The 15,373-nt window shown below is 64.3% G+C and carries 17 protein-coding genes; 13 read left to right on the top strand and 4 right to left on the bottom strand.

The genetic code is table 11. The features are described from left to right. The first annotated feature begins 3 nt into the window (after positions 1 to 3). The 8 genes from HLG70_RS18800 (at position 4) to erpA (ending at position 5,982) form a co-directional block, all read left to right on the top strand. Entirely contained in the window at positions 4 to 879 is an 876-nt protein-coding gene (locus tag HLG70_RS18800; protein ID WP_057286977.1) for a branched-chain amino acid ABC transporter permease, read from the top strand. Next, positions 872 to 1,660 (top strand): ABC transporter ATP-binding protein, encoded by a 789-nt coding sequence (locus tag HLG70_RS18795; RefSeq protein WP_171667264.1) that lies wholly within the window; start codon positions 872 to 874, stop codon positions 1,658 to 1,660. The genes HLG70_RS18800 and HLG70_RS18795 overlap by 8 nt, the downstream gene beginning before the upstream one ends. After that, positions 1,657 to 2,367: an ABC transporter ATP-binding protein gene (locus tag HLG70_RS18790; protein WP_171667265.1), complete on the top strand. Its 711-nt coding sequence runs from the start codon at positions 1,657 to 1,659 to the stop codon at positions 2,365 to 2,367. Before HLG70_RS18795 ends, HLG70_RS18790 begins: the two co-directional genes overlap by 4 nt. A 271-nt stretch (positions 2,368 to 2,638) precedes the next feature. Beyond that, complete coding sequence (rplM, locus tag HLG70_RS18785; RefSeq protein WP_008163100.1) at positions 2,639 to 3,067, top strand: 50S ribosomal protein L13; 429 nt, start codon at positions 2,639 to 2,641, stop codon at positions 3,065 to 3,067. Between the two features lie 9 nt (positions 3,068 to 3,076). Continuing rightward, the gene (gene rpsI / locus HLG70_RS18780; RefSeq protein WP_008163098.1) at positions 3,077 to 3,469 is read left to right on the top strand and encodes a 30S ribosomal protein S9; all 393 of its coding nucleotides are present in this window, start codon (positions 3,077 to 3,079) and stop codon (positions 3,467 to 3,469) included. A gap of 195 nt (positions 3,470 to 3,664) precedes the next feature. Beyond that, on the top strand, positions 3,665 to 4,729 hold the full coding sequence (gene argC / locus HLG70_RS18775) for an N-acetyl-gamma-glutamyl-phosphate reductase (protein WP_171667266.1): 1,065 nt from the start codon (positions 3,665 to 3,667) through the stop codon (positions 4,727 to 4,729). Between the two features lie 45 nt (positions 4,730 to 4,774). Beyond that, positions 4,775 to 5,524 carry a DUF6776 family protein gene (locus HLG70_RS18770; protein ID WP_171667267.1) on the top strand — a complete coding sequence of 250 codons (750 nt, stop codon included), beginning with the start codon at positions 4,775 to 4,777 and terminating at the stop codon, positions 5,522 to 5,524. An 86-nt stretch (positions 5,525 to 5,610) separates the two neighbouring features. Then, positions 5,611 to 5,982: an iron-sulfur cluster insertion protein ErpA gene (gene erpA, locus HLG70_RS18765; protein ID WP_057286972.1), complete on the top strand. Its 372-nt coding sequence runs from the start codon at positions 5,611 to 5,613 to the stop codon at positions 5,980 to 5,982. 91 nt (positions 5,983 to 6,073) lie between these two features. On the opposite strand, the gene HLG70_RS18760 is transcribed toward erpA, so the two are convergent. Next, on the bottom strand, positions 6,074 to 7,153 hold the full coding sequence (locus HLG70_RS18760) for an anhydro-N-acetylmuramic acid kinase (protein WP_234103538.1): 1,080 nt from the start codon (positions 7,151 to 7,153) through the stop codon (positions 6,074 to 6,076). Between the two features lie 132 nt (positions 7,154 to 7,285). Beyond that, positions 7,286 to 8,695: a M23 family metallopeptidase gene (locus HLG70_RS18755; RefSeq protein ID WP_171667269.1), complete on the bottom strand. Its 1,410-nt coding sequence runs from the start codon at positions 8,693 to 8,695 to the stop codon at positions 7,286 to 7,288. 258 nt (positions 8,696 to 8,953) lie between these two features. Here HLG70_RS18755 and tyrS point away from each other — a divergent pair, with 258 nt between their 5' ends. From tyrS to nrdR, 5 genes are all read left to right on the top strand, one after another. Continuing rightward, positions 8,954 to 10,183: a tyrosine--tRNA ligase gene (tyrS, locus tag HLG70_RS18750; RefSeq protein ID WP_171667270.1), complete on the top strand. Its 1,230-nt coding sequence runs from the start codon at positions 8,954 to 8,956 to the stop codon at positions 10,181 to 10,183. Positions 10,184 to 10,254: 71 nt separating this feature from the next. After that, the gene (locus HLG70_RS18745) at positions 10,255 to 10,908 is read left to right on the top strand and encodes a YbhB/YbcL family Raf kinase inhibitor-like protein (protein ID WP_171667271.1); all 654 of its coding nucleotides are present in this window, start codon (positions 10,255 to 10,257) and stop codon (positions 10,906 to 10,908) included. Between the two features lie 195 nt (positions 10,909 to 11,103). Then, positions 11,104 to 11,445, top strand: coding sequence for a helix-turn-helix domain-containing protein (locus tag HLG70_RS18740; RefSeq protein WP_171667272.1), 342 nt, complete (start codon positions 11,104 to 11,106; stop codon positions 11,443 to 11,445). Positions 11,446 to 11,798: 353 nt separating this feature from the next. Beyond that, a complete protein-coding gene (glyA, locus tag HLG70_RS18735; RefSeq protein WP_171667273.1) occupies positions 11,799 to 13,049 on the top strand; it encodes a serine hydroxymethyltransferase in 1,251 nt (416 codons plus the stop codon). Between the two features lie 224 nt (positions 13,050 to 13,273). After that, positions 13,274 to 13,753: a transcriptional regulator NrdR gene (gene nrdR / locus HLG70_RS18730; RefSeq protein ID WP_171667274.1), complete on the top strand. Its 480-nt coding sequence runs from the start codon at positions 13,274 to 13,276 to the stop codon at positions 13,751 to 13,753. 46 nt (positions 13,754 to 13,799) lie between these two features. On the opposite strand, the gene HLG70_RS18725 is transcribed toward nrdR, so the two are convergent. Next, positions 13,800 to 14,762 carry a GlxA family transcriptional regulator gene (locus HLG70_RS18725; protein ID WP_171667275.1) on the bottom strand — a complete coding sequence of 321 codons (963 nt, stop codon included), beginning with the start codon at positions 14,760 to 14,762 and terminating at the stop codon, positions 13,800 to 13,802. Positions 14,763 to 14,781: 19 nt separating this feature from the next. Further along, entirely contained in the window at positions 14,782 to 15,345 is a 564-nt protein-coding gene (locus HLG70_RS18720; RefSeq protein WP_171667276.1) for a cysteine hydrolase family protein, read from the bottom strand. Positions 15,346 to 15,373 lie beyond the last annotated feature (28 nt).

Below are 15,373 nucleotides of genomic sequence, written 5' to 3'. Positions count from 1 at the left end.
AGTATGAGCGGATTCGAAAACTTCTGGGCCATCTACGGCAACCTGGTGCTGACGCTGGGCACCAACGCATTGCTGGCCCTCTCCATCTGGCTGACCCTGGCTTGCGGCATGCTGGCCATGGCCAACGCCGCCTTCATGGGCATCGGGGCGTACGCCGCCGCGCTGCTCACCATGAACTACGACGCGCCGTTCACGGTTGCGCTGGCCGGCGGCATGGCCGCGCCCGCGCTGGTGGCGGCGTTGATCGGCCTGCCAACCTTGCGGTTGTCAGGGGTGTACCTGGCCATGGCCACGCTGGGCTTCGGCGAAGTGGTCCGCGTGACCATCCTGAACACCGAGTCGATCACCGGCGGCGCGCTGGGCCTCAACGGCATTCCGCAGCTGACGCAGTGGTGGCATGTGGTCCTGGCGGTCGTCATCGTCCTGTTCGTGCTGTGGCGCGTGCGCGCCTCCAAGATCGGACGCTCCTTCGACGCCATTCGCGGCGACGAAACGGCGGCCGGCCTGATGGGCATCGATGTGCGCGCCAACAAGATGCTGGCGTTTGTCGCCGGCGCGATGATCGCCGGTCTGGCCGGCGCATTGAACGCGCACCTGACCTTCTTCATCGGCCCCAACGAATACGGCTTTGACCGTGGCGTTGAAATCCTGACCATGGCCATCCTGGGCGGCATCGGCGGCCTGGCCGGTCCGGTGCTGGGCAGCTTCATCATTACGGTGCTGCCCGAGCTGCTGCGCGGCTTTGCGGATCTGCGCCTGATCGCGAACGGAGTGATCCTGGTGGTAATCGTGTTGTTCCTGCCGCAAGGCATCTGGGATCCGGCGCGCTTCAAGCGCTGGATGCGTCAAGGCCGTCAAGGAGGCAAGCGCCATGCTTGAACTGTCCTCCGTCTCCAAGAGCTTTGGCGGCCTGCATGTGCTGCATGACGTCAGCCTGTCGGTGCCCGAAGGCGCCATCTTTGGCCTGATCGGCCCCAACGGCGCCGGCAAGACCACGGTGTTCAACCTGATCACCGGGCTGTTGCCACCCAGCGGCGGCTCGATCACGTTCCAGGGCGAGAGCGTGCTGCGCAAGAAGCCGCACAGCATCACGCGCATGGGCATCGCCCGCACGTTCCAGAACATCCGTCTCTTCAAAGAGATGACGCTGCTGGAGAACGTGGTGGTGGGCGCCTACCGCCACATGAACTACGGTTTCCCCAGCCTGCTGCTGGGCCTGCCCGGCTTTCGCGAGCACGAAAAGCGCGCCCGCGAACGCGCGCACGAACTGCTGACGTGGATGCGCCTGGACCACAAGGCCAACGATCTGGCCGACAACCTGTCCTATGGCGAACAGCGCCGCCTGGAGCTGGCGCGCGCGCTGGCCACCGAGCCCAAGCTGCTGCTGCTGGACGAGCCGGTTGCCGGCATGAACACCGGCGAACGCGCCGAACTCATGCGCGAGATCCTGGCAATCCGCGACCGCGGCTACACCATCCTGATGATCGAGCACGACATGCGCTTCGTCATGGGGCTGTGCGAACGCATCGCCGTGCTGAACTTCGGCAAGATCATCGCCTGCGGCGGTCCCGAAGAGATCCGCAACAACGAACAGGTCATCGAGGCCTACCTGGGCCGCGAAGACGACGAAGACACCGAACAAGCGGAGGCTGCACAATGACCGCTATGCTGGAAGTCCGCGGACTCGAGGTCAACTACGGCCATATCGAAGCCGTGCGCGGCATCGACCTGGACCTGAACGCCAACGAAATCACCGCCCTCGTCGGCGCCAACGGCGCCGGCAAGTCGACCACGCTGCTGGCGCTGTCGGGCCTGTTGCCCAAGGCGCGCGGCCGCATCCTCTTCGAAGGCGAAGACATCACCAACCTGGCTCCGCACCAGCTGGTGGCGCGCGGCATCGTGCAGGTGCCGGAAGGCCGCGCCATCCTGACCACCATGACGGTGCTCGAGAACCTGGAGCTGGGCGCATACCGCCGTGGTCTGAAGAACGTGAGTTCGGACCTGGAGTACGTGTTCAACCTGTTCCCGCGCCTGAAGGAACGGATCACCGGCACAGCCGGCAACCTGTCCGGCGGCGAGCAGCAGATGCTGGCGATCGGACGCGCCTTGATGGCCAAGCCGCGCCTGTTGCTGCTGGACGAACCATCCATGGGCCTGGCCCCGATCGTGGTGCAGGAGATCTTCCGCTCGCTGCGCGCCATCAACGCCGACGGCCTGACGCTGTTCCTGGTGGAGCAAAACGTGCGCCAGGCGTTGAAGATTGCCCAGCGCGGCTATGTGCTGGAAAACGGCGCCATGGCGCTGACCGGTACCGGCCGTGAACTGCTGGGCCATCCGCGCGTGCTGGAAGCCTACCTGGGCGCTTGATCCCCTGGCCGGCGCCTGGCGCCCACGAAAGCCTGAAATCCGACCGCTTGCCCATTTTTTGAGCAACCGTGTTAGAATTTCAGGCTTTCCCTCATTTTGACTATTGCACGGGCGGGTTAATAACGCTTAGGCGGGAGTCGATAAGGGCTTGAACCCGAAGGCTTTTTTTGGAGCGATCCGGAAAAATCATCGGGGCTTTTGAGTCTAGTTTGGGAAAGAACACTGGTCAGATGGTCTGGCCAGAAGCAAATTTTTATTCTTAGGAACCATCATGAAGACCTTTGTGGCCAAGCCGCATGAAGTCCAACGTGACTGGTTTGTGATCGACGCCAAGGGCAAAGTCCTCGGTCGTGTGGCCAGCGAAGTCGCACGTCGTCTGCGTGGCAAGCACAAACCTGAATTCACGCCTCACGTTGATACGGGTGACTACATCGTCATCATCAACGCGTCCGATATCGTTGTTACCGGTGCCAAGGCGAAGGACAAGAAGTACTTCCGCCACACGACGTACCCGGGCGGTATCCGTGAAACGAACTTCGAGAAAATGCAAGAGCGTTTTCCCGGTCGCGCCATTCAGAAGGCCGTCAAGGGCATGCTGCCCAAGGGTCCTCTGGGCTACGCCATGATCAAGAAGCTGAAGGTCTATGCCGGTGCCGAGCACCCGCACACCGCCCAGCAGCCCAAGACGCTGGATATCTAAGGAAACGCCATGATCGGTAACTGGAATTACGGAACCGGCCGTCGCAAAACTTCGGTGGCTCGCGTTTTCATCAAGAAGGGCACGGGTAAGATCGTCGTCAACGGCAAGCCCGTCGACGAGTTCTTCGCTCGTGAAACCGGCCGTATGGTCGTGCGCCAGCCGCTGGAATTGACCGGCCACCTGGAATCGTTTGACATCAAAGTCAACGTGCACGGCGGCGGCGAAACCGGCCAAGCCGGCGCAATCCGTCACGGCATCACGCGTGCCCTGATCGACTACGACGCCACGCTGAAGCCCTCGCTGTCGCAAGCTGGCTTCGTGACCCGCGATGCCCGTGAAGTCGAACGTAAGAAGGTCGGCTTCCGCAAGGCACGTCGGCGCAAGCAGTTCAGCAAGCGTTAATGTCCTGCAAAAAGCCCGCTTCGGCGGGCTTTTTGTTTTTGGGCGGCAATGCGGCGTCGTTGCCAGCCCCCGCGCGGAACTCCGCGCACCCCATCCGGTCGGAAAGAAGATTGCCGCGCCATTTCCAGCGCGCTGTCGCAATACCTTGTTTCCCGAGCGATACAATCGATCCTCGTTCTACGAAGAGCACACATCATGGCCCAAGCATCGAACACCCGCATCAAGGTTGGTATCGTCGGCGGCACCGGTTATACCGGCGTCGAGCTGCTGCGCTTGCTGTCGCAGCATCCCAACGTGGAACTGACCGCCATCACGTCCCGCAAGGAAGACGGCCTGCCCGTCGCTGACATGTATCCGAACCTGCGCGGCCGTGTGAAGCTTGCCTTCTCCGCGCCGGAAAAGGCCTCGCTGACGGATTGCGACGTCGTGTTCTTCGCGACGCCCCACGGCGTGGCCATGGCGCAAGCCCAGGAACTGATCGCCGCGGGCACCCGCGTCATCGACCTGGCCGCCGATTTCCGCTTGCAGGACATCCCCACCTTCGAGCGCTGGTACAAGATTCCCCACACCTGCCCGGACATCCTGGCCGAGTCCCAGTATGGCCTGGTCGAACTGAACCGCGAAGCCATCTCCAAGGCGCGGGTCATCGGCAATCCCGGCTGCTACCCGACCACCGTGCTGCTGGGCCTGGCCCCGTTGCTGGAAGGCGGCAAGTCGCTGGTCGATGCGCAAACCCTGATCGCCGACTGCAAGTCGGGCGTGTCGGGCGCCGGCCGCAAGGCGGAAGTGGGTTCGCTGTTCTCGGAAGCTTCCGACAACTTCAAGGCCTACGGCGTGGCGGGCCACCGCCACCACCCGGAAATCGTCGCCCAGCTGGAAAAGATCTCCGGCGGCAAGGTCGGCCTGACTTTCGTGCCCCATCTGGTGCCGATGATCCGCGGCATGTTCTCCACGATCTACGCCCGCATCCTGCCCGAAGCGCGCGATACCGACTTCCAGGCGCTGTTCGAAGAACGCTATGCCGACGAGCCCTTCGTGGACGTCATGCCGGCCGGCAGCCTGCCCGAAACGCGTTCGGTGCGCGCATCGAACAACCTGCGCATCGCGCTCAGCCGTCCGGGCAATGGCGACCAGCTGATCGTCATGGTCGTGCAGGACAACCTCGTCAAGGGCGCAGCCGGCCAGGCTGTCCAGAACATGAACCTGATGTTCGGCATTCCCGAATCGGTGGGCCTGGACCAGGTCGCCATCCTGCCGTGATGTCTTGGCGGCCCGCGCACGCGGAGCCGCCAACCCGCGCTCTTTATGTCAGCAGATCCCTCCGCCAAACCCCTGCCGCGCCTTGCCCGCAGTGGTTGGGTGCGCCTGTTCGCCGCGTTGCTGCTGGGCGTGCTGCTGGGCGGTTCGGCGGGATTCTTCCATGCGCGTCAGCTCTATCGCCCGCAGGACGCCGTCGTGATCGGCGCCAGGCAGCTCGAGGAGCAGGAAGACGCCATGCGTCAACAAGCCACCCAGCTGCGCTATACGCGCGGCCAGCTGGATACGGCCGACGGCGAGCTGGTCATCGAGCGTTCGGCGCGCCAGGAGCTTGAAACCCAGCTCCACGCCGCCCAGGCCGAGATCGGCCGGGTGCGCGACCAGCTGGCGTTCTATGAGCAATTGCTGCCCCCGGGGCCGGAAGGCTCGGTGGACATCCGGGGCGTGCAGATCGACCGCGAGGGCGGCGGTCTGCGCTACAAGGTGCTGCTGATGCGCAGCGGCCGCAATGGCGCCACGCCCTTCGCGGGCGCGCTGCGGTTTCAGGCCACCGGTGTGCTCAAGGGCGAAACCGTGACGGTGGACCTGGCCCCCATGCAGGTCAAGGCGGAGTCCGGTCCGGTAACCGCCACGGGCGACAACACCGCGGCGGCGTCCCTGGCCCTGCAATTCGATCAATACCAGCGCAGCCAGGGCATCCTGGCCGTGCCCGAGGGATTTGTCCCTGAAAGCGTGACCATCAGCGTTCTCGAGGGCGAAACCGTGCGGGCTTCCCGCAGCGTCAAACTGGAACTTTGAGTCTGATCAAGCCCTGCGCTATAGTGACACCATACGAGCGGCGACGCCGCTCACTGAAATATGGCCGTACCGGCCAGGAGTGAACCATGAATGCAGTGACCGAAACCGTCGACCTCCAGGCCGCCCCGCCTGTTCCCCTGGTATTTACCGACTCGGCTGCCGCCAAAGTGAAAGACTTGTTGGCCGAAGAAGGCAACCCCGAGTTGAAGCTGCGCGTGTTTGTCCAGGGTGGCGGCTGTTCGGGCTTCCAGTACGGCTTCACGTTCGACGAAGTCGTGAACGAGGATGACACCGTGCTGGACAAGGACGGCGTGCAACTGCTGGTCGACCCGATGAGCTTCCAGTACCTGGTCGGCGCCGAGATCGACTACAAGGAAGACCTGGAAGGCGCGCAGTTCGTCATCCGCAATCCCAACGCCAGCACCACCTGCGGCTGCGGTTCCTCGTTCTCGGTGTAATTGCCGGGCAGGAAATGAAAAAGCCCTTCGGCGCGCCGAAGGGCTTTTTGCATTGGCCGCGCGGGCATCGGGCTGCGCTGGGGCGCTGCCTTCAGGCGGGGTACAGCGCGCCCAGGATCCGGGCGCCGCGGGCGCCCGTGACGGCCGGCAGTCCGGCGGGCTTGCGCGCGACAAAGGCCTGCGCCAGCCAGGCAAAGGCCAGCGCTTCGACCTGCTGGGCGGGCACGCCCAAGGCGTCGGTCGGCTGGACCGGGCGCTGCAGGCAGTACGCCAGCTCGCGCATGAGTCCGGCGTTGTGCGCGCCGCCACCGCATACGAACACCTCCTGCGTGCCTGCCGCGGCGGCGTCGATGGCGTTGGCGACCGTCCTGGCGGTCAGCCGCTGCAGGGTGGCCTGCACGTCCTGAGGGGCCGGCTTGGGGCCGTCGAACGTGGCCAGCCGGCTGTCCAGCCATTGCATGTTGAACAGGTCGCGTCCCGTGGATTTGGGCGGCGGCAGCCCAAACCAGGGTTCGCTGGCGATCAGTTGCTCGAGCAGGGGCGCCAGCGCCTGGCCCGTGGCGGCCCAGCGGCCATCGGCGTCATAAGGCCGGCCCAGATGGCGCTGGCACCAGCCGTCCAGGAGGACGTTGGCCGGACCGGTATCGAAGCCGCGCGCCGGCTGGCCGGGCGCAAGCAGCGTCACATTGGCGATGCCACCCAGATTGAGCACGGCGCGGCCGTGCTGCGCGCCGAAGACCGCGGCATGGAAGGGCGGCACCAGGGGCGCGCCCTGGCCGCCGGCGGCCACATCGCGGCTGCGGAAGTCCGCCACGACGTCGATGCCGGTCAATTCGGCCAATAAGGCGGGCGCGTTCAGTTGCAGCGTGTAGCCGCTGTCGGGCCGGTGCCGGACGGTCTGGCCGTGCGCGCCGATGGCGCTCACGTCCTCGGCCGGCAAGCCCGCGTCCTTGAGCAGGGCGGCCACGGCCTGGGCATACACGCGGGCCAGGGCGTTGGCCGCCAATGCGGCGCGCGCCAGCTCATCGTCGCCCGGTGCATTCAGCGCCAGCAGTTCACGGCGCAGATTCTCGGGCATGGGCAGGCTGGCGCTGGCCAGCACTTGCGGCGGCTGGCCGTCAGCCAGCCGGGCCAGCACGCCGTCGACGCCGTCGATGCTGGTCCCCGACATCAGCCCTATGTAGAGGGTCGAGCTTCCGTGCTGCACGGGTTTGGTGGAATTCACGGGCGCCTCTGGGAAGAAGAAAGGCGGCCGGGCAGAAGATTGCGCGGGCCGCCTTTTATGGGAGGTGTTGCAGGCTGGCTAGCGGCTGGCCACGTTGGTCAGCGCGTCGGGCAGGGTCTGCTGGAACTCGGTCAGCAGCTGGATCTGCTGCTTGTACGGCGCCACTGCCTGGTTGAATGCGCGGACTTCCGCGGGTTCCAGGGCCCGGGCGACCGGCAGGTCGACCGACAGCGGATCGATCGGCTGGTTGTCCACGCGGAACTCGTAGTGCAGGTGCGGGCCGGTGGCCCAGCCGGTGGAGCCCACATAGCCCAGCAACTGGCCTTGCGAGATCTTCGAGCCCTTGGTGATGCCTTCGGCGATACGGCTCTGGTGGGCGTAAAGCGTCGAGTACTTGCCGTGGTGCTTCACGATGACCACGTTGCCGTAGCCGTTCTGCCAGCCCGAGAATTCAACGGTACCGTCGGCGGTGGAGTGGATCGGCGTGCCCGAGGGCGCGGCGTAATCCACGCCCTTGTGTCCCGTCCAGGTCTTGTGGATGGGGTGCATGCGCATGCCGAACGTGGAGCTGATGCGGCTGAACTTCAGGGCGGTGCGCAGGAATGCGCCGCGCAGGCTGGTGCCGTCGAAGTCGTAGTAAGAGCCGCTCTTTTCGTCGGGGCTGAACCAGACGGCGCTGTAGGTCTTGCCGCCGTTGATGAATTCCAGGGCCAGCACGCGGCCGGCGCCGGCGTAGCGGCCGTCGTGCGAACGCACTTCGTAGACCACGCGGAACTGGTCGCCCTGGCGCAGGTCGCGCAGGAAGTCGATCTTGGCGCTGAGGATGTCGGCCATCTGCATGGTGACCGAATCCGGAATGCCGGCGGCGTCGGTGGCGCCGAACAGCGACGACTTGATGGTGCCCACGGCGACGCGGGTCTGGCGGTCGGTGCTTTCGGTGACTTCCTCGGCCTTGTAGCTGTCGCCCGAGGGCGCGACGTGCAGCATGCGCGTCACGACCTGGCCATCCGTCTCGTTGCCGGGGGTATGGATGTAGCGCAGCCAGATCAGGTTGCCCTGGTCGTCCGTGGCGGCCTGCACCGAGCGGCCCGGATACAGCTTGTAGATGCTGCGGGCGCTGGCGTCGTGCGTCAGGAAGGTCTGCAGGTCGGGCGCATCCAGCTCCAGGCGCTGCAGCACCGCGGCCAGCGTGTCGCCGGCACGAATGCGGGTTTCGCTGATGTACGGCGCGGCGCTGGGGCTGCTGACTTCGACTTGTTCGGAGGTCAGCGGCAGAATGCTCTGGATGATGCGCGACGGGGGGAGTTCGCTGCGGTCGGGTTGCTGCACCATGCCGAGAGCGGCGGCGCCTGCGAACAGACCAATTGCGGTGACGAGAACAGTGCGGCGGAAAAGACCCGAGCGATGGGGCTTGGGCTCAACGGGCGCAAACAGGGCAGCAACTTTGCGCTTGATGCTACTCGCCAGTTCGTGGAGGCCACGATTCATCGTGAAGATACCCTCTCAGGTGGCTTGAGCTCGCAGGGTGCGTGACACGATCGGCCCTCGCGCGCCATGATTCCGGGGCAAGGGCTGGCGCGGAGGCGCATCTTGTGAACAACAGGTAATAGGCCAAATCACAACTGCGTACATATGACAGTTGCGTATGATTAGGGCGGTATCCTAGCTGATTCGGCTAGAATTTTCGATAGTTTTCGTCACTTTTTACACCTTTTTGTCGGCTGAAGCCGCATTGGTCCCCCTGTCATGTCACCCTCCGAAGCCCCTGTCACCCCTGAAGTTGAAGCTGATCTGCGTATAGCCAAGCGTGGCTGCGATGAGCTGTTGGTCGAGTCCGAATTCGCCCGCAAGCTGGCCAAGAGCCGCGCCACCGGCGTGCCCTTGCGCATCAAGCTGGGGCTGGATCCCACCGCGCCGGACATCCACCTGGGCCACACGGTGGTGCTGAACAAGATGCGCCAGCTGCAGGACCTCGGCCATAACGTCATCTTTCTGATCGGCGATTTCACCTCGACCATCGGCGATCCCAGCGGCCGCAACAGCACGCGCCCGCCGCTGACGCGCGAACAGATCGAGGCCAACGCCAAGACCTATTACGCGCAGGCCAGCCTGGTGCTGGACCCGGCCCGCACCGAGATCCGTTACAACTCCGAGTGGTGCGATCCCCTGGGCGCGCGCGGCATGATCCAGCTGGCTTCGCGCTACACGGTGGCCCGCATGATGGAACGCGAGGATTTCACCAAGCGCTTCAAGGGCGGCATCCCCATCTCGGTGCATGAATTCCTGTACCCGCTGATGCAGGGCTACGACTCGGTTGCGCTGAAGTCCGATCTGGAGCTGGGGGGCACCGATCAGAAGTTCAATCTGCTGGTCGGGCGCGAACTGCAAAAAGAGTATGGCCAGGAGCCCCAGTGCATCCTGACGATGCCCTTGCTGGTGGGGACGGACGGCGTAGAGAAGATGTCCAAGTCCAAGGGCAACTACATCGGCATTTCGGAGTCGCCCGATTCGATGTTCGGCAAGCTCATGTCGATTTCCGACACGCTGATGTGGCGCTACTTCGAGCTGCTGTCTTTCCGCAGCCTGGAAGACATCGCCGCGCTCAAGCAGGAGATCGAGGGCGGCCGCAATCCGCGCGACGCCAAGGTCATGCTGGCCCAGGAAATCATCGCGCGCTTCCATTCCGCCAAGGCGGCGGACGACGCGCTGGCGTCCTTCGAAGCGCGCTTTCGCGATGGCGCCATCCCTGAAGACATGCCCGAAGTGAATATCGGCGGCGCGCCGGTGGGCATCCTCAAGCTGCTGCGCGAAGCCGGCCTGGTCGCGTCCGGCTCGGAAGCGCAGCGCAACGTGGAGCAGGGCGGGGTGCGAGTCAACGGCGACCGCGTGGAAGACAAATCGTTGCAATTACCGCCTGGGACTTACGTCGTTCAGGTGGGCAAGCGCAAGTTTGCGCGTGTTAACTTGAACCCATAATTGCGAAGTTTTGATACGCTGAGGGTACAGACAGGGGCAGGGCGCCTTTGCGGCATTTAAAGGAGCACGACATGGAACTTTCGAGTTTGTCTTTTTCCGATCACGAGTCGATTCCCGAACGCTATGCATTCGGCAGGATCGATGCGCAATCGCACGTCGCGCTGGCAGACAACTACAACCCGCAGTTTTCCTGGGACGATGTTCCGGCGGGCACGCAGTCGTTCGCCTTGCTCTGCCATGATCCCGACGTGCCCTCGCGTCCCGACGACGTCAACCAGGAAGGCCGCGAAGTGCCGGCCGACCTGCCTCGCGTGGACTTCTTCCACTGGGTGCTGGTGGACTTGCCTGCCGACCTGCGCGAGATCGACGAAGGCGTGTTCTCCAACGGCATCACGCCGCGCGGCAAGGGCGGTCCCCTGGCCCCGATGGACGCGCGCCAGGGCATCAACTCCTATTCCTCGTGGTTCGCCAATGACCACGACATGAGCGGCGATTACTTCGGCTATGACGGCCCTTGCCCGCCCTGGAACGACGCGCTTGTGCACCGCTACGTGTTCACCTTGTATGCGCTGGACGTTCCCAGCCTGAACCTCCAGGGCTCCTTCACCGGCGAGGACGCCTTGCGCGCCATCCAGAAGCATGTGCTGGCACAGGCATCGCTCACGGGCACCTACACGCTGAACCCGAAGCTGGCGCCCAAGCAGATCGGCGCAACGTCGGCCTGATTCCGGCCGCGCCATGAACCAAGGGCCGCATATGCGGCCCTTTTTTCGTCTGTACCTTCCGTCTGGTTTTCAGTTCCTGCGTGCGCGGTCATTCGTTCTTCTGCTGGAATGACATGGCCTCGACAAGAGGGTGTCGAAGCCGTGGAGGGTGGCGGCAGCCCGCGCCGCTCATATCAGCGCGAGGAAGCAGAGGGCATGAAGATTGATACCGATATTCGTCATGTAACTCCGGCAGGAGCGAACCTCTTTCTGGAATTGGGTTTTCCCCCAGCAGAGGCCGCATGTCTCTTGGCCGCATCGGACAAGCAGATCAATGACATCAGAGTCCTGAAGGAGCAGCTGATGAGCGAACTGGCCTGCTGGATTGCGCAGCATCACCTCAAGCAGGCCGACGCCGCGAAAATCCTGATGATCTCGCGTCCGCGGGTTTCCGATGTGGTGAACAAGAAGGCTGCCAAGTTCACGATGGATGCATTGGTTGACATGCTGGGACGCGCTGGCAAATCCGTTGAGGTTCGCGTGACTGCCGCGCCATGAACCAAGGGCCGCATATGCGGCCCTTTTCGTCAGAGGGAGAGTCTCGCTGCGTCAGGCGGCCACGCGCTTCAGGCGCGCCAGCGCCACCCTGACCATTGCGGATGGGCCGCGGCTACTCCAGAGTAGGTTATTGACGTGGCGCTTTGCATGAAAGTTTCTCAAATCGGGTTGAGCGGTGTTTCCCGGCGCGGGGGGATGCCGTGGTTTTCGCGCCCGTCCGGCGCATTTTGCCCAGGTTCGGGCCATTTTGGCGGCAATTGATTTCGCCTGACGCGGTAAACTACTCAGCATTCTCCGGGTTTACCCACCCGACGCAGTTTTCTTCTCTCTTACCGCCTCAGGAAACCCCCGTCATGTTTGACCGCAACCTCACCCTGTCCAAGGCTGACCCGGACGTTTGGGCCGCCATCCAGAAGGAAGACGTTCGCCAAGAGCAGCACATCGAGCTGATCGCTTCGGAGAACTACGCCAGCCCGGCCGTCATGGAAGCCCAGGGCACGCAGCTCACGAACAAGTACGCCGAAGGCTACCCGGGCAAGCGCTACTACGGCGGTTGCGAGTACGTGGACGTGGTCGAGCAGTTGGCCATCGATCGCCTGAAGCAGATCTTCGGCGCCGAAGCCGCCAACGTGCAGCCCAACTCGGGTTCGCAGGCGAACCAGGGCGTGTACATGGCCGTGCTCAAGCCGGGCGACACCGTGCTGGGCATGAGCCTGGCCGAAGGCGGCCACCTGACGCACGGCGCGTCGGTCAACGCTTCGGGCAAGCTGTACAACTTCATCTCGTACGGCCTGGACGAAAACGAAGTCCTGAACTACGCGCAAGTCGAGCAGCTGGCCAAGGAACACAAGCCCAAGCTGATCGTGGCGGGTGCCTCGGCCTACGCCCTGCACATCGATTTCGAACGCATGGCCCGCATCGCCCGTGAAAACGGCGCGCTGTTCATGGTCGACATCGCCCACTACGCCGGCCTGGTCGCTGGCGGCGCCTACCCCAACCCGGTCCCGCACGCCGACTTCGTCACGTCGACCACGCACAAGTCGCTGCGCGGCCCGCGCGGCGGCGTCATCATGATGAAGGCCGAGCACGAGAAGATCATCAATTCGGCGATCTTCCCCGGCATCCAGGGCGGTCCGCTGATGCACGTCATCGCCGGCAAGGCCGTGGCCTTCAAGGAAGCGCTGGAGCCCGAGTTCAAGGACTACGCGCAGCAAGTGGTCAAGAACGCCAAGGTGCTGGCCGACACGCTGGTCAAGCGTGGTCTGCGCATCGTCTCGGGCCGCACCGAAAGCCACGTCATGCTGGTGGACCTGCGTTCCAAGGGCATCACGGGCAAGGAAGCGGAAGCGGTGCTGGGTCAGGCCCACATCACGGTCAACAAGAACGCCATCCCGAACGATCCGGAAAAGCCTTTCGTGACCAGCGGCATCCGCCTGGGCACGCCTGCCATGACCACGCGCGGCTTCACGGAAGCGGAAGCCGAACTGACCGCCAACCTGATCGCCGACGTGCTGGACAATCCGCGCGATGAAGCCAACATCGCGGCAGTGCGCGCCCGCGTCAACGAGTTGACCTCGCGCCTGCCGGTCTACGGCAAGAAGTAAGCAAGCGACTCCTGGGCGGAGCATGTCTCCGCCCGAGGGTCCCAGGCAAAGGGACGGCCCCGCAAGGCGCCGTCCCTTTGTTTTACTGGCGGCCGACCAGCGGAGTCCGCCGTCGCGGACTCCGCCATACTATTGGGGACGAATTCGTCCATATTGGCGCTTCCCATAGGGCGCATCGTTACAATATGCTCAATTATTGCCATCAGCGCCTTTAGGGATCACACATGCGGTGTCCATTTTGCGGCAATGCCGAAACGCAGGTCGTCGACAGCCGGGTGTCCGAAGAGGGCGACGCCATACGCCGTCGCCGCCGCTGCCTGTCCTGTGACAAGCGATTCACCACCTACGAACGGGTGGAGCTCGCCATGCCTTCCGTCGTCAAGCGCAATGGCAGCCGGAGCGAATACGACCCCGCCAAGCTGCGGGCCAGCCTGAGCCTGGCGCTGCGCAAGCGTCCCGTCAGCACAGAGGACGTGGATGCGGCCGTCGCCCGCATCGAAGAGCAGCTGCTGGCAAGCGGGCAAAGGGAAGTACCCACGGAGCATATCGGCGAGCTCGTCATGAACGAACTGCGCAAGCTGGACAAAGTGGCGTACGTGCGCTTTGCTTCGGTCTACAAGAGCTTCGAGGACATCGGCGAATTCGTCGAGGCCATCCGCGAAATGCAGGGGCCGCTGCTGCCGGGCAAGCTGCGCAAGGAATAGCCCGCCACAGGCGGCCAGGCTTGCAATGACGGCGCATTGGCGCCGTTTATTGCATGGGCGCGGCGCGCATGAGGCTGGGCGTCAGCGGCTGGAACTTGCGCCAGACGCGGCGCATGTGCTGCGCCGATCCGAATCCCGATTTCTCCGCCACGCGTTCCAGGTCCAGCCGGGTCTCGCGCAGCAGGTCGCGCGCCAGCGCCACCCGGATCTGATAGAGATAATCCATCGGCGTGCAGCCCGCATGCTCGCGGAACAGGCGCGTCAGGTGGCGGGGGCTGGTGTGCGCCTGGTCCGCCAGCGATTGGGCCGACCAGGGCGCCGCCGGATTGCGCACGACCGCATCCTGGACCCGGTGCACGCCCGGATGCATGTGGCTGCGATGGTCCAGCCATGGCGACAGCGTGGAATCCGTGCCGGCGCGGCGCTGATAGACGACCATGTCGCGCGCGACTTCGCTGGCGACGCGCGGCCCGCAATGGCGCGACACCATGTGCAGCGCCAGATCGATGCCCGCCGTGATGCCCGCGCTGCTGACCAGGTTGCCGTCTTCGACGAAGATGCGGTTGTCCTGCACGCGGGCGCTCGGGTCCAGGCTGGCCAGTTGTTCCAGGCAGGAGTGGTGCGTGGTGCATTCGCGTTGCCGGGTGAGGCCCGCGGCTGCGGCGAACAGCGCGCCCGCGCACACGGTCATCAGCGTGAAGCCGTCGGCGGGATGCCGGATGGCCAGCCATGCCACGATGGCGCGCGCCTCGGGGTCGTCCAGCTGCGTGTGCTTGCCCACCACGCCGGAAATGATGACCAGCGCATTGGAAGGCAGCGCGGCGGGCAGGGACCGGACATGCGCCAGGTGCAGGCCAGGAATGCCGCTTTCCACGTCGCTGGAAGGGCCGCAGAAGTGCTGCTCGAAGGTGCCGGGGCAAAGTTTGTTGGCGACGCGGAACGCTTCCGCCGGACCCGCCAGGTCCAGCAGGACGATGCCCCGCGACACCACGAAGTACACGGGAATCATGTACGCCTCCGGCGGCTGCCTACGCCGCCAGCGCGTCGGCGGCGCGCACGATGCGGGCAAAGCGGCCTTGCAGGACCAGCTCGGTGTGGTCGCGGATTTCGGCCGGCGTGTAGTGCTTGCCGGACGGGCTCTGCATGGCGAAGGTGAGGGTGGCGTCGGTGGGAAAGAGCACCTTGAAGCCGGCGTCGCTGGCGTGGCGGGACGTGGTTTCGCAGCACTGCTCGGTGCGGATGCCGCTCACGATGATGCCTTCGATGCTGTGCTTCAGCAGCCAATCGTGCAGCGTGGCGCCGTCTTCGCCCTTCGCGTAGAGCGAGGAATGGACCGTCTTGTGGAACACGGCGGTCGGAGAAATCCGCAGTTCCTTGAGCGTCCTGACGTGTCCCGAAGCCAGCGAGAACGGATTGGCGGGATCGCTGGACGGGCTGGTGTGGAATACCTGCAGAACGGGAATGTCGCGGGCGGCGGCCGAATCGATCAGGGGCTGGATCTGCGCCAGAAACGCGGGATACTCGGATTCATCCCAAAACGGACGCAGCCGGAAGGATTCTTGTACGTCGATGACGATCAATGCCTGTTTCATTGCCGGCCTCCTGGCCATTGGGTTTAAA

The organism is Achromobacter deleyi (assembly GCF_013116765.2).
Classification (GTDB): Bacteria; Pseudomonadota; Gammaproteobacteria; order Burkholderiales; family Burkholderiaceae_B; genus Achromobacter; species Achromobacter deleyi_A.
Note: the sequence above shows the minus strand (reverse complement) of the source record. Positions and strands in the feature narration are given on the sequence as shown.